This is a genomic window from Bacteriovorax sp. BSW11_IV (assembly GCF_000447755.1).
In the GTDB taxonomy this organism is placed as follows: domain Bacteria; phylum Bdellovibrionota; class Bacteriovoracia; order Bacteriovoracales; family Bacteriovoracaceae; genus BSW11-IV.
In genome coordinates this window covers 121,870-134,399 of record NZ_AUNE01000052.1, presented here as the reverse complement: position 1 = coordinate 134,399, position 12,530 = coordinate 121,870, and the positions used below count along the sequence as shown (strand labels likewise).

Here is a 12,530-nt window from a genome sequence, read left to right as displayed (position 1 = left end):
ATAAGGCCATGGATATTTTACACAAATTGTCATAGAAAAGGCCCATGATTAAATATTTCAATATCAATACTTTTAATCTCTCGGCCGGCAAACTTGATGCCCTCATTTTGATTAGGTTGCGCTGGTTGATGTGTGCTCTCTTGGCCCTAATGGCCATGATGATGGCCATTACTGAACTGATCGCCAGTGAACAATTTGTTAAAGTAATTTTTGTTCTCATGGCCGCAACACTCATCAACAATATTTTCGAAGATCAGTACAAAAAAAATGGGAGCGCTCCCGTATCAAATTTTTGGCAACTGTTTTTAGATTTAATCATAACAACAATTGCCTTCTACTTTTTAGGTGGGATTGTTAATCCGACATACTTCATAATGCTTCTAATTCCCATGATTGCCCCACTTTTTGTAAACTTCAAAGAAAGTATTGTCCTTCTTCTTTCGTGTGCTCAAATGCTTCTTTTACAAATCTGGTCACCTTATTTACAAAGTGATGATTTCATCCCACAGGCCCACGATTTAATTGGAATCTATATTGTTCTCTTTGCGAGCTTTTCTTTAATGAGCTGGCTTTCATATCTCTTAGAACAAACTGGTCTTCGATTACAAAATATGGTGAAACAAAATATAAGAGTTGACGGTCTCAAGGCCCTAGGAGCTCTTAGCGCAAGTTTTTGCCATGAGCTGGGCACCCCGTTTGCAACAATGAGATTGTGCTTGGATAGAATAAAAGAAGGAAGAGCAACACAATTAGATATGGAATTAATTCGCAATTCATTCTCGCAATGTGAATTAAGTCTGCAATCAATGATGTCAATGGGACTAGATGACAAAGATATAAAACTCTCTAAGACTTCTCTTAATGAAATATTGGAAAAAACAACTGATAATTTTCTTAGAGAAGATTTAAATATCAAATTCACCCCAGCAATCAGTGAAACATATGTTTTACTACCGAAAATTCCTTTCACAAAAATGATTGTAGATATTATTGAAAATTCATTTGAGGCCGATGCAAATGAAGTCATCATTTCACTTAATAAAAATGAAGACCATTTCATCATTGAAATTACTGATGATGGCGAAGGAATTGATGAATCTGTTTTAATAAAACTTGGAACTCCTTTTAATACAACAAAAGAGCAAGGTACAGGAATAGGACTTTATAATGCAAAGACCTTACTTGAAATGCTTGGCGGAAATCTTTCAATTGAAAGAAGAAAAGGAACAACAAGAGGAACAGTAGCTAATTTAATTATTTCTAAATCTCTTGAGCATAAGGATTAGATGATGAAAGTTCTCTTAGTTGAAAATGATCTCAACTTCACCACAGTTCTTAAAATGGAATTTGAATTTAATAATATCGAACTTTATACCTATTCCGATCCTAAAAATGCTCTAACTTTGGATGAAAATATTGACCATATTATTTTAGATCAAAAACTAGGCGAATATAATGGCATTGATTTTATTCCAAACTTTAAAAAGAAGTGGCCTCTTGCCAGACTTGTTGTTCTCACAGGACATGGGAGTATAACGTCAACAGTTGATGCTGTAAAAAAAGGTGCTGACGATTATTTGATCAAACCAATTTCTTTTCCTCTACTTCTTGCAACCATTAAAGGAAATAGGGCCGATATCCAAAATGTTTTAGAAAATGAAGAAATGAGCTTGGAGCGCAAAGAACGTGAACATATTGAATTTGTTCTAGGACAATGTGATGGAAATATTTCTAAGGCCGCAAAAATCTTAGGACTTCACCGTCAGAGCTTACAAAGAAAGCTCAAAAAGTACACCCCGAAATAATTTGACATGTAACTCGAATTTAGATATTCGATAGTTCCTTATAGTTCTATAAGGAGAATCCATGAAATCAATCATCGCTACACTAACACTTGTTACTTGCCTAAACGTATCTGCAAACTGTCGTTTTATTGAAGCTTCAACCAACTTTGAAAAGTGCTCACTTGAAATCCACAAACTCTATTATGGTAATAGTAAGATTTGTTTCGAAGCGACAACTGAACAAACCATTAATGCTCTCGAATTTATAAATGACAACTACTTTGATGAAATTGAAATTTCTGAATTCACTGTGGCCGAAGATGAGCAGTCAATTCATTTGACTTATTCACCTTATGCTGGGGATACAAAGAGATTAGTGATCAAAAAATGTGATTAAAAATAAAGGCCCTTATTAAAAATAAGGGCCATGTCATTTAGGCAGAAATTTTTATTTCGTTCCCAACTAGTGCAGACAAATTACTGTATGCCTTTCGCATCTCAATGGTCTGCGCATTCAGAGAGTGAATCGTTGTCACATTTTCAGTTGCGAGGACAGAGTTTTCTTGGGTTACTTTGTCCATTTCTGAAATATTTTTTGTGATTAAAGAAAAGCCTTCACTTTGCTCTTTCAAAGAGTTTCTCATTTCAACACCCATATCTGTAACACTGTTAACCTTTACGACTATTTCCTGTAAAACATCTGAGCATTGTCTTGCAATTATACTTCCCGCTTCAACTTTTTCTTTACCTGACTCAATTAGCTCACTAACTCGACTTTGTGTTTCACTGACGATTGATTCAACTTTGGCACTAGAGTTTGTTAACATATCTGAAATTTCTTTAGCTGCAACACCACTCATTTGAGCAAGTTTTCCAATCTCTTCGGCCACAACAGAAAAGCCTTTACCATGAATTCCTGCTCTTGCTGCTTCAACTGAAGCATTAAAAGAAAGAAGTTTCGTTTGAAAAACAATATCATTGATAATGGTTGTCTTCTCACCAATTTGCTCAATAACTTTTGCAATCTCACTCATTTGACGATTACTATCGTCCACCTGGCCCATGATTTTATAATTACTTTCATTAATTGCCTCAATCGCATTAACCATATCCATCACAACACGCTCCCCTTCCTGAGCACTTTCACGAGATTTTTGGGCCAGTGATGAAGTCCTTTCAGAAAATTCTGCGTTTTGTCTTACGATATGGTTCATTTGTTCAATGGCCGAGCTAATTTCTTCAATAGACGCCGCTTGTTTGGTTGAACCTGTGGCAACAGAGTTACTAGAAGATCGAATATGATCAGCAACTGAGGCAACTTTATTTGAAGATTTATCAATATCATGTGCCACACGGTTCAAAGGATCAACAATTGATTTTGTAACAATCAGCCCCGAAACAATTGCAACCAAGAGACTAATGGCCGTTAGAATAATCATAAGATTTTGAAATCCGCTGGCCGTATTTCTTGCAGATATTGCATCTATATTATTTACCGACTCTTGATAATCAATAAAAGCATTAATACTCGCAAGCCATGCAATAAAAACAGGACGGGCATTATTCATCAAAGTGTCCTGGGCCAACGCAAGCTGATTATTCTTTTTATACTCCATAGTTTTGTTAATAATGGGTAATGCTTTTTGCTCTATTTTCTTAATATTTTCTAAAAGGCTTCTTTCTTTTTCATTAACGATATTTTTTTCAAAAATATCATCAAGCTTAATGGCAGCATTTTTATAGTCCTGCTCAAGAGTTCTAATGTCAGAAATAGACTTATCAATTTCCAAAGGATCAGAATTTAAAATAACATCACGAATACTAATTGCTCTATCGTGAACGCTACCTCGAAAATTGATTGCATACCTTTGCTTCACACTCGTAACATCATTGATTTGATAGAGTTCGCGATCGATCGAATTAACTTCACTAATGCCTACAATATTTAAAATAACCATAATTGTAGGAACGATAAGAAAACCAATCACCAACCTGCGTTTAATATCTATTTTTGAGAAATCCAACATACGTACTCCTTTATTACTACTTCATCATCTTAAGGGCCTATGCTTTTTGGATATAATGAAATTAAACTATCTATGGATAGAGAAAATTGATGATCAATAGGAGAATTTGACCAAATATTAACAAGGAGTTAACGCCAAATTCGACCATATTTTCTCTAATTAATTAATGTTTAAATTAACGATTATTTTCTCAGTACTCATTCATGCCCTCATTTTGTTCTTTCATATAAAGGGCCATTCCGTACAGATGGAGAATGCACTATCAAGGAAACAGATTCCCGTAAAAATAAAAAAGAGAGAAAAGAAAAAAACAAAAACTAAAAAAGCAAATAGAGGAATTGGAAAAGTGAGTTTAAAAGATTTAGCAATAACTCCAAAAAGCCTTGAAGAAAATGAGAAAGACTTCATCTTCGCAAGTGGCTCAGAAGTACTACAACTGAGTGCTCGTTTGAGAATGATTCAATACGATTATGCCCTGAGGGAAAAGAGTATTCTTGGTCATTGTCATATATTTTTAAATTTTAATAAGAAAGGATTTATGGCAAAAAAAATAACAAGATGTTCTTCCCCCTATCTTAACGTCAATTTGAATTTGGAATTAGATCGACTCTTAAAGAACTCATACTTTCAACAGATGAAAGGAAAGAACTTTGAATTTAGAGTTGTTTTTGATTTAACAACAACTCCTGACCTCATAGGAGTATTTGAGCTTGGTAATATCATCACGATTAGAGAATATGGGGCCAAAGATAAGGGAGGAAAGATTGTTAAAGAAGGACTTTTCGCCATCGGTGCCGTAATGAACATTTTGGCCATTCCTGCACGAATTAGTGAAATCAAAAAGAATGATCAAAAATTAAATAAATATCGAGAATCAACTTACTTTAAGTAGAACTACTTTTACTTATAAACAATTTTAAATCGCTCACATAGAAGGTCTTCATCTTCGGAGAAATCTTTGTAATATTCTGTGAAGAAATCGATATGTACCTTGCGCCAATATGCTAGAGTCCTATCGCCCTCTCCTTCTTCAAAGGCCTGTCTATCATCAACATCGCTGAATTTTTCAATCCATGTGTGAGTAATGAGAATAATGCATAATGGGTTTTCGCTACCATCACAAAGGACACTGAAGACTCCCGCGCGGGGTATCTCATCTTCATATCCACGATAAGAACGCAGTAAGCTACAGGTTGCCGTTTTCTTACCTGATAAAACAAGAGCGCCTAACTTGTTGGCCAGATCTGAAGTATAACCAAAACTCCAGGCGTGAAATTTATAATCTTTCAGATGAGTATAATTCTCATCAGAACTTATAAAAGAATTCCAAAACTGTTGAATTTTTTCAGATATCTTGATTGTCATTTTTTATATGCAACATAAGTTGCCTCACATGCGAGCCTTTCTTCATCATCAGAAATAACAGTTTTAACTTTTAAACGGGCCTTACCTTTTCTGAGAAGTGTTTCTACAAATTCAAAAATTGGAGTTTCTGGTCGAGACACACATACTGTGTCAGAATGAACAGGTCTTTTATAGTCACAAGCAAAGTCTTTGATAACTAATTGGTAAAGATCGTCCCAATCTTTCCCAAGTCTATCCTCTAAAGCTGTGAATGTGAGAGAATAACCAGATACAATTGAGGCCATAGCAAGTGACCCGCCAAAAATAGTTCCATGATGATTTTCATTTTCTTTAAGCGGACAACTAAGCTTGAGTTCATCATTTTCAAAAGAAATAAGCTTAAAGGCCAAATGACTGGTCATTGGTATTTTTTCTTTAATAAGATCTTCAATTTCGCGTAATCTTTTTTCCATGGATATAGAATAGAAAATAAGTTCTTAGAATACAAGACACATCTTATTTTCTAAATGAGACAGTAACAATTGTTCCACCTTTAGGATTATGAGAGATGAGAAAATTACCGCCATTCAATTTAAGTATATTTTTCACATAATGAAGACCAAGACCGTGACCATGTTCGCCATCAGTTCCAGACTTTGAGTCAACAGTTCCTGAACAAAGAATTTTTAGCATTACTTCATCACTCATCCCAACGCCTTCATCGATTACTTCTATAATTAAAAAATCTGAATTTTCCTTCACCCTTAAAAAGACATTTTTATTTTCTGGTGTGAACTTAATTGCGTTAGTAATTAAATTTTGAAGAATTTTAGACAACTCATAAGCACCGAATTCGAGATAATGATCCAGAGAACATTCTATAGAAAATTGAATATTTTTATTTTTTGCGAGTAGCTCAAAGATTTTATTTTGACCAGTGAGAAAAGAATGAAGATGAATTCTTTCCTTCAGATAATTGTTTTCACTTTTATACATGGCCTGTTCAAGAGTATCATTTAACAGTTGAATCAATCCATCAGCAGCATTTAAAATGATATCAACAAGCTCAAGGTCGCCCTTAGGAATTTGTTCATTCTCTTTAAGTATCTCGGCAATCCCTCTAATAGATCCAATTGGGTTTAATAAATCATGTGCCAACATTCTTAATAATTCATCTCTTCGTTCAATAGCAATTCTTAATTTCTCTTTAGATATTTGCTCTTGAAATTCTCGTGCATTGATTTCTGTTTTATCTTTATAAATAAAAATCCCACCACTGCATTCACCATCTTGAATAATAGGACTACCACTAAGCAGTAACCACTTTTTAGAATGATCCTCATCTTTGGTAAAAAAGACTTGCATATTAGTTATCTTTTTTCCACCTAGTACAATTCTTTCAGGAAGGTCATCAGAATTAAATTCAGTAACTCCATCTTCTTTATAAAAAATAAAATCATTGCTCTGATGTCTAGCAACCTTCATACTATGAATTCGTGAGCCAAAAATTTCCAAAGCGGCCCGATTGTGAAACAGACAGCGAAATTGATTATCGAGAATAACAATTCCGTCTTCAAGTTGATCCGCTGAAAGTTCAATTAACTCTTTAAAGTTGATATTTTTATTATCAAAATACATAACTTTAAATTTAGGCCATAACGGGATTTTGGAAAAGTAAATTTTACTATTATCTCATTTCAGATAGAAACTGGTCATTGAGAGTGACCCCATAACGATTGATTCATTAAAATAGTAATAATTTTCTCCATCTTCCCTAAAGAAAGAGCAAATAAGTGCAGGAATTAGATGATCAATACCAGAGTGGGCCACTTTAGTTTCCTCACTTTGCAACAGTTCCTGAAGAACATTATCATCACCAGAGTCAAATATGGCCTTTATCTTGTTCTCATAATTAATGGCCCAATCAAAGACAATACCTGAGTTCGAACGATCGAGATTTCTTAAATTATGAGTAATATTTCCACTTCCAATAATCAGAACCCCTTCTTTTCTTAACTTAGAAAGATTCATGGCCAACGTCCTATAATCTCCAATACTCATATTTTTAGAGATAGAAACTTGAACAACTGGTACATTACTCTTTGGATACATATGCTTTAGTAAGCACCAAGCACCATGATCCAATCCCCATTCATAATCTTTTTTTGCTCCCGTAAGAGTTGCAACTTTTTGAATGAGCTCTTCATCACTTTTACCTTGATAATCATACTCATACATGAAGTCTGGAAAGCCATAAAAATCGTAAATGGTTTTTAAATCTTTGCTAGCAGTAACTCTTAAATCATCTGTATACCAATGGGCAGATAAAATAATAATCCCTTTTGGTGTTTCTAGATTTTTTCCAAGTTCTTGCCATGACTGAGTAAAGATATTATTTTCGAATGCAGAAAGTGGAGAACCATGCCCGAGGAAAACCACGGGCATGACATTTTGAGATTTCATTACTTCACAACAACTTTAAAGTCTACAGCAACATCATTATGGATCATTTTGTCGCCAAGATTTTTAAAGAAGTCGCCTGAACCATAAACCATATCAAACTTCGTTCTATCGAAAACAAGTTTCCCAACATAGGCCTTACCTTCTTTTTTGAACTTAATTGAAACTGGTTGTGTTTTACCTTTGATTGTTAAATCACCCTTCACTACATCTTTAGTCGCACTTGTAATTTTTAACTTCGAAGTTGGAAACTTGCCTACATCAAAGAAATCTTCATTTTTAATGTGACCTAAGAATTTATCTGCCCACTCACCTTGAAGATCAGTAACAGAAAGAGTGTTCATATCAATTACAAACTCTCCACTTTTAATTAGATCTTTGTCAACTTCTAATGAAGCACTTTTTAATTTAAGTCCACCAACGTGCTCACCAGTAACTTTTGTACCTTTCCAGTTAAATGAACTTTGTGCCAAGTCAACGTCTGCTGAAAAAGCGTTTAATGATAATAGAGCTAGTACTGTAATAAATTTTTTCATTTGGAATCTCCCCATTTGTTTTATTGTTAAACTCATTATCGCTAATTTGCGATTGTTTCAAAAGAGGACTATAATAGAACTTATAATTGCAAAAATGGAACAAATTATGATCGATCTCAACCTCATTAGAATATTCTGTAAAGTATCGGAATTAGGCAGTTTTACCCAAGCTGCTCGCTATTTTAAGGCCCCCAAATCCCGTATTAGCCGTGCTATTACATCCTTAGAAGATGAGCTTGGGGTTCAGCTTTTACTGCGCACAACACGCCAAATTCAGCTCACGAAGGCCGGTGAAGCACTCTTTGAAAAGACAAAGGTACTCATTTTTCAGCTACAAAGTGAACTCGATGATATTCAAAGTGAAGAAGATAATATGAGTGGGGTTATTCGCATCACGGCGGCCGAGGACTTTGGCCATAATATAGTCGCCCCTCTTATTTTAAAATTCAATGAGCTCTATCCTAATATTATCTTCGAATGTCTTTTTACTAATCGCTTTGTAGATCTTGTTGCCGATAAAATAGATGTCGCCTTTAGAATTGGGCAAGCAAGTGACTCTAGCTACAAACAAAAAAGGCTAGGCCAAGTCTCGCTAGTTCTTATGGCCTCACCAAATTATCTTAAGACATATGGCCGCCCAAAATCGTTCCATGAACTAAAAGATCATAGACTGATCACATTTAAAAATGAACAAGGTGTTGATGTCTTTGCTGATATGATGGAGAGCAAGGCCAAAGGAAGCGCCTTGACTGCAAGTCTATATACAAATAGCTTTTTACAAATTCTAAGCTACACCAAATCAGATATGGGAATTGGAATTCTACCTGATTTTTTCTGCATAAAAGAAAGAATTAATAAAGAACTAGAACAGGTTCTAACTCCTATCGATAAGACTCCTTCTCCTATCAACTTAGTTTTCCCGCCGAGTAAAAATCTCCCTAAGCGAGTTCGCGAGTTTATGGATTTTGTTTTTGAAAATACGAGAAATTCTTTTTGTGTGAAATAAAAAAGGGACCAAAAAAATTGGTCCCTTCTCTATTATAAACATATTTTTGACAAATATATTGGCGATTAGCCCCCGAAATCATCAAGCATGATATCTTCTCTCTCTACACCTAGAGATAGAAGCATTTCGATAACACATTTGTTCATGATTGGAGGTCCACATAGGTAGTACTCACAATCTTCTGGAGCTGGGTGATCTTTAAGGTATTCATCATGAAGAACATTGTGGATGAAACCTGTGTAACCAGTCCAGTTGTCACTTGGTAGAGCATCAGAAAGAGCAACGTGCCACTTGAAGTTATCATTTGCAGCTTGGATGCCATCAAAATCTTCAACATAGAACATTTCTCTAACAGAACGAGCACCATACCAGAAAGAAACTTTTCTCTTAGTGTGTAGTCTCTTAAATTGGTCGAAGATGTGTGAACGCATAGGCGCCATACCAGCACCACCACCAACGAAAACCATTTCTTTGTCAGTATCGCGAGCAAAGAACTCACCAAATGGACCAGAAATAGTAACTTCATCTCCAGCTTTAAGGCTAAAAATATAAGAAGACATTTTACCTGGAGGTAAATGGTCTTGTCTTGGAGGAGGTGAAGCAATACGTACGTTTAGCATAATAATACCGTACTCTTCTGGGTAGTTTGCCATCGAGTATGCACGAATTGTTTCGTCTTCAACATGAGAAGTATATTTCCAAAGATTGAATTTATCCCAATCTTCTCTATATTCTTCTTCTACATCAAAGTCTTTGTAGTTAATTGTTAGACCAGCAGGTCTTTCAATTTGAATAAAACCACCCGCTCTGAAAGGAACAACTTCGCCTTCAGGTAGAGCAAGTTTGAATTCTTTAATGAAAGTAGCAACGTTATTATTTGAAATAACTTTACACTTCCACTTTTTAACACCAAAAACTTCTTCGTGAACGTGAATGTCCATGTCGTTCTTAACAGAAACCTGGCAAGAAAGACGACACCCTTCACGAGCTTCTTTTTTAGAGATGTGTGAAAGTTCTGTTTCAAGAATTTCACCACCACCACTTAGAACATTTACTTTACACTGACCACAAGTACCACCACCACCACAGGCAGAAGATACGAATAGCTTTTGGTCAGCAAGAACGTTTAGAAGTTTCCCACCAGCTGGTACAGAAACAACTTTCTCACCGTTAATTGTAAGCTTCACATCACCTGAGCTTACAAGTCTAGACTTGGCGAAAAGAATGATAACAACCAGGGCAAGTACCACGGCCGTAAACATCAAAACCCCAAGAAGAATTAAATTGTCCATTTATAACTCTCTTTTTAACTTGTTAAACCGTTAAACTCTTAAAGTTGGATACCTGAAAAAGACAGGAATCCAAGGGCCATTAGACCTACAGTAATGAAAGTAATCCCAAGACCTCTAAGACCTTCTGGAACATCACTGTATTTCATTTTTTCTCTAATACCTGCAAGGGCTGCAATAGCAAGGGCCCAACCAAAACCTGAACCAACTCCGTAAACAACAGACTCAGCAAAGTTATAGTCACGCTCAACCATGAATAGAGATCCCCCCATGATGGCACAGTTAACTGTGATCAGTGGCAGGAAGATCCCTAGAGCAGAGTAAAGTGCAGGGAAAAACTTATCTAATACCATCTCTAGAATTTGAACGATCGCCGCAATAACACCGATATAAGAAATTAGACCTAAGAAAGATAGGTCTACACCTTGGATACCGGCCCATTGAAGAGCGTTATCTTTTAATAAATAAGTGTATAGAAGGTTGTTAACAGGAACTGTAATAGACTGAACAACTACAACTGCTACACCAAGACCAATTGCTGTTTTAACTTTCTTAGAAACGGCGATAAATGTACACATCCCTAAGAAGAATGAAAGAGCAAGGTTTTCAATAAATACAGACTTAATAAATAAACTTAAATAGTGCTCAACCATCTTAGTTCCCCTTCTCTACTTGATCTTTTTTCCAAGTTCTAATACCCCAAATGAAGAAACCAATTAGGAAGAACGCACTTGGAGAAAGTAGTGCCATACCGTTAGCTTGGTACCATCCACCTTCTGAAGTAAGAGGTAGAATTGAAATACCAAATAATTTACCTGATCCGATTAATTCTCTAAAAATACCTACAAAAATAAGAACTAAAGAGTAACCAAGACCATTACCAATACCGTCTAGGAAAGATAGTACAGGACCATTTTTCATAGCGTAACCTTCTGCACGACCCATAACGATACAGTTCGTGATGATTAGACCTACGTAAACTGACATTGACTTAGCAACATCATATACGAAAGCTTTAAGCAACTGATCCGTAACGATAACAAGTGAAGCAATAACGATCATCTGAACGATGATACGAATGCTTGAAGGGATATGGTTTCTAAGTAGTGATACGAAGAAGTTAGAGAAAGCTGTAACAAGTGTTACGGCCATGGCCATAACAACTACAGACTCAAGCTTCGTTGTAACCGCAAGCGCAGAACAAATACCAAGAATTTGTAGAGCAATTGGGTTGTTATCAAAAAGTGGTTTAAATAATACTTCCTTAATTTTGCTCATCTTGAACTCCTTCTCCATTTGAAGTTGTAGCTCTAAACTTAGCAAGGAATGGTCCAAAAGCGTCGTTACCTAACCAGTAGTGAACTAGTCCTGTAACACCATTACTTGTCAAAGTCGCACCAGAAAGTCCGTCAATTTCGCTATTAGCATTTGCTGAAGCTGGATTAACAGAACCTTTAATAACTTTGATTACTGGTTCGAAAGCAGCATCAAGAGCTGTCTTACCAATCCATAGTTTTTTCCAGTTAGGATTATCAATCTCTCCACCTAGACCCGGAGTTTCTCCGTGTTGGTAGAATCCAAGACCTTTAACTGTTGTAGTATCAGGTGCAAGTGCTAAGAAACCATAAAGAGTTGACCAAAGACCTTTTCCGTTAACAGGAAGAACGATCATTGAAACTTCATTATTTTCTTTTACTAGGTAAACCTTAGAAAGTTTCGCACGAGTTTTGATGTGTGCGATATCTTTTTTAGAATCAATCTTGTAGTTTTGACCAGGAGTTTTAGCAGCTTTAACGGCATCATAAGACTCAGGGTCCATATCTACATATTCACCAGTAGAAAGATCTACAACTTTTGTCTCAACAACTTGGAACTTCTCTTCAACTTCTTTCGCTGTCATTTTGCTAACATCAGTAGCAAGACCTGAAGCAAGAAGAAGGTTTTTCTTGATATCCAAAACTTTATTTAAATCTTGAGCTGGTTTCAATGAAACAGCAGCTCCAGAAACTAGTACCGAGCACACTACACAAAGAAGAGTCGCAACGATAAGAGTTTTTGTTGTACTATCATTACCCATTGTTTCC

Annotated in this window: 15 protein-coding genes; 5 read left to right on the top strand and 10 right to left on the bottom strand. The window is 35.7% G+C overall.

Annotation, left to right across the window (positions count from 1 at the left end):
* Positions 1 to 44: 44 nt before the first annotated feature.
* From M899_RS18030 to M899_RS15385, 3 genes are all read left to right on the top strand, one after another.
* Entirely contained in the window at positions 45 to 1,286 is a 1,242-nt protein-coding gene (locus M899_RS18030; RefSeq protein ID WP_052610367.1) for a sensor histidine kinase, read from the top strand.
* A gap of 3 nt (positions 1,287 to 1,289) precedes the next feature.
* Complete coding sequence (locus M899_RS15390; protein WP_021272363.1) at positions 1,290 to 1,805, top strand: response regulator transcription factor; 516 nt, start codon at positions 1,290 to 1,292, stop codon at positions 1,803 to 1,805.
* Between the two features lie 61 nt (positions 1,806 to 1,866).
* Positions 1,867 to 2,181: a hypothetical protein gene (locus M899_RS15385; protein WP_021272422.1), complete on the top strand. Its 315-nt coding sequence runs from the start codon at positions 1,867 to 1,869 to the stop codon at positions 2,179 to 2,181.
* A 37-nt stretch (positions 2,182 to 2,218) separates the two neighbouring features.
* Here M899_RS15385 and M899_RS15380 read toward each other — a convergent pair whose 3' ends face one another.
* Entirely contained in the window at positions 2,219 to 3,811 is a 1,593-nt protein-coding gene (locus M899_RS15380) for a methyl-accepting chemotaxis protein (protein ID WP_021272455.1), read from the bottom strand.
* Between the two features lie 166 nt (positions 3,812 to 3,977).
* Between M899_RS15380 and M899_RS15375 the strand changes: the two genes are divergently transcribed.
* Positions 3,978 to 4,703 carry a hypothetical protein gene (locus M899_RS15375; protein ID WP_155897241.1) on the top strand — a complete coding sequence of 242 codons (726 nt, stop codon included), beginning with the start codon at positions 3,978 to 3,980 and terminating at the stop codon, positions 4,701 to 4,703.
* An 8-nt stretch (positions 4,704 to 4,711) separates the two neighbouring features.
* Here M899_RS15375 and M899_RS15370 read toward each other — a convergent pair whose 3' ends face one another.
* The 5 genes from M899_RS15370 to M899_RS15350 are packed head-to-tail and all read right to left on the bottom strand — an operon-like array spanning position 4,712 to position 8,151.
* Positions 4,712 to 5,176: an ASCH domain-containing protein gene (locus M899_RS15370; protein WP_021272338.1), complete on the bottom strand. Its 465-nt coding sequence runs from the start codon at positions 5,174 to 5,176 to the stop codon at positions 4,712 to 4,714.
* Positions 5,173 to 5,628 (bottom strand): YiiD C-terminal domain-containing protein, encoded by a 456-nt coding sequence (locus tag M899_RS18025; RefSeq protein ID WP_021272457.1) that lies wholly within the window; start codon positions 5,626 to 5,628, stop codon positions 5,173 to 5,175. The genes M899_RS15370 and M899_RS18025 overlap by 4 nt, the downstream gene beginning before the upstream one ends.
* Positions 5,629 to 5,671: 43 nt before the next feature.
* Entirely contained in the window at positions 5,672 to 6,793 is a 1,122-nt protein-coding gene (locus M899_RS15360) for a sensor histidine kinase (protein WP_021272398.1), read from the bottom strand.
* A 54-nt stretch (positions 6,794 to 6,847) separates the two neighbouring features.
* Positions 6,848 to 7,618 carry a dioxygenase family protein gene (locus M899_RS15355; protein WP_021272447.1) on the bottom strand — a complete coding sequence of 257 codons (771 nt, stop codon included), beginning with the start codon at positions 7,616 to 7,618 and terminating at the stop codon, positions 6,848 to 6,850.
* The gene (locus M899_RS15350) at positions 7,618 to 8,151 is read right to left on the bottom strand and encodes a YceI family protein (RefSeq protein WP_021272359.1); all 534 of its coding nucleotides are present in this window, start codon (positions 8,149 to 8,151) and stop codon (positions 7,618 to 7,620) included. Before M899_RS15350 ends, M899_RS15355 begins: the two co-directional genes overlap by 1 nt.
* Positions 8,152 to 8,245: 94 nt before the next feature.
* Between M899_RS15350 and M899_RS15345 the strand changes: the two genes are divergently transcribed.
* Positions 8,246 to 9,157, top strand: a complete 912-nt coding sequence (locus M899_RS15345) for a LysR family transcriptional regulator (protein WP_034729810.1) — start codon at positions 8,246 to 8,248, stop codon at positions 9,155 to 9,157.
* A 65-nt stretch (positions 9,158 to 9,222) separates the two neighbouring features.
* Here the strand turns inward: M899_RS15345 and nqrF are convergent, their stop codons facing one another.
* Genes nqrF through M899_RS15325 form a run of 4 tightly spaced genes read right to left on the bottom strand, consistent with a single transcriptional unit; the run spans position 9,223 to position 12,523 of the window.
* Positions 9,223 to 10,449: an NADH:ubiquinone reductase (Na(+)-transporting) subunit F gene (nqrF, locus tag M899_RS15340; RefSeq protein ID WP_021272371.1), complete on the bottom strand. Its 1,227-nt coding sequence runs from the start codon at positions 10,447 to 10,449 to the stop codon at positions 9,223 to 9,225.
* Between the two features lie 38 nt (positions 10,450 to 10,487).
* Positions 10,488 to 11,099 (bottom strand): NADH:ubiquinone reductase (Na(+)-transporting) subunit E, encoded by a 612-nt coding sequence (gene nqrE / locus M899_RS15335; protein ID WP_021272452.1) that lies wholly within the window; start codon positions 11,097 to 11,099, stop codon positions 10,488 to 10,490.
* A 1-nt stretch (position 11,100) separates the two neighbouring features.
* Positions 11,101 to 11,724 carry an NADH:ubiquinone reductase (Na(+)-transporting) subunit D gene (locus M899_RS15330; RefSeq protein WP_021272367.1) on the bottom strand — a complete coding sequence of 208 codons (624 nt, stop codon included), beginning with the start codon at positions 11,722 to 11,724 and terminating at the stop codon, positions 11,101 to 11,103.
* The gene (locus tag M899_RS15325; protein WP_021272295.1) at positions 11,711 to 12,523 is read right to left on the bottom strand and encodes a Na(+)-translocating NADH-quinone reductase subunit C; all 813 of its coding nucleotides are present in this window, start codon (positions 12,521 to 12,523) and stop codon (positions 11,711 to 11,713) included. Before M899_RS15325 ends, M899_RS15330 begins: the two co-directional genes overlap by 14 nt.
* Positions 12,524 to 12,530 lie beyond the last annotated feature (7 nt).

Excerpts from the sequence above, each read along its gene's own strand:
- M899_RS18030 (WP_052610367.1), top strand. The coding sequence starts at position 45 with ATGATTAAATATTTCAATATCAATACTTTTAATCTCTCGGCCGGCAAA.
- M899_RS15385 (WP_021272422.1), top strand. The coding sequence starts at position 1,867 with ATGAAATCAATCATCGCTACACTAACACTTGTTACTTGCCTAAACGTA.
- M899_RS15350 (WP_021272359.1), bottom strand. The coding sequence starts at position 8,151 with ATGAAAAAATTTATTACAGTACTAGCTCTATTATCATTAAACGCTTTT.
- nqrF (WP_021272371.1), bottom strand. The coding sequence starts at position 10,449 with ATGGACAATTTAATTCTTCTTGGGGTTTTGATGTTTACGGCCGTGGTA.
- nqrE (WP_021272452.1), bottom strand. The coding sequence starts at position 11,099 with ATGGTTGAGCACTATTTAAGTTTATTTATTAAGTCTGTATTTATTGAA.
- M899_RS15375 (WP_155897241.1), top strand. The coding sequence starts at position 3,978 with ATGTTTAAATTAACGATTATTTTCTCAGTACTCATTCATGCCCTCATT.
- M899_RS15380 (WP_021272455.1), bottom strand. The coding sequence starts at position 3,811 with ATGTTGGATTTCTCAAAAATAGATATTAAACGCAGGTTGGTGATTGGT.
- M899_RS15360 (WP_021272398.1), bottom strand. The coding sequence starts at position 6,793 with ATGTATTTTGATAATAAAAATATCAACTTTAAAGAGTTAATTGAACTT.
- M899_RS15390 (WP_021272363.1), top strand. The coding sequence starts at position 1,290 with ATGAAAGTTCTCTTAGTTGAAAATGATCTCAACTTCACCACAGTTCTT.
- M899_RS15330 (WP_021272367.1), bottom strand. The coding sequence starts at position 11,724 with ATGAGCAAAATTAAGGAAGTATTATTTAAACCACTTTTTGATAACAAC.
- M899_RS15325 (WP_021272295.1), bottom strand. The coding sequence starts at position 12,523 with ATGGGTAATGATAGTACAACAAAAACTCTTATCGTTGCGACTCTTCTT.
- M899_RS15345 (WP_034729810.1), top strand. The coding sequence starts at position 8,246 with ATGGAACAAATTATGATCGATCTCAACCTCATTAGAATATTCTGTAAA.
- M899_RS15370 (WP_021272338.1), bottom strand. The coding sequence starts at position 5,176 with ATGACAATCAAGATATCTGAAAAAATTCAACAGTTTTGGAATTCTTTT.
- M899_RS15355 (WP_021272447.1), bottom strand. The coding sequence starts at position 7,618 with ATGAAATCTCAAAATGTCATGCCCGTGGTTTTCCTCGGGCATGGTTCT.
- M899_RS18025 (WP_021272457.1), bottom strand. The coding sequence starts at position 5,628 with ATGGAAAAAAGATTACGCGAAATTGAAGATCTTATTAAAGAAAAAATA.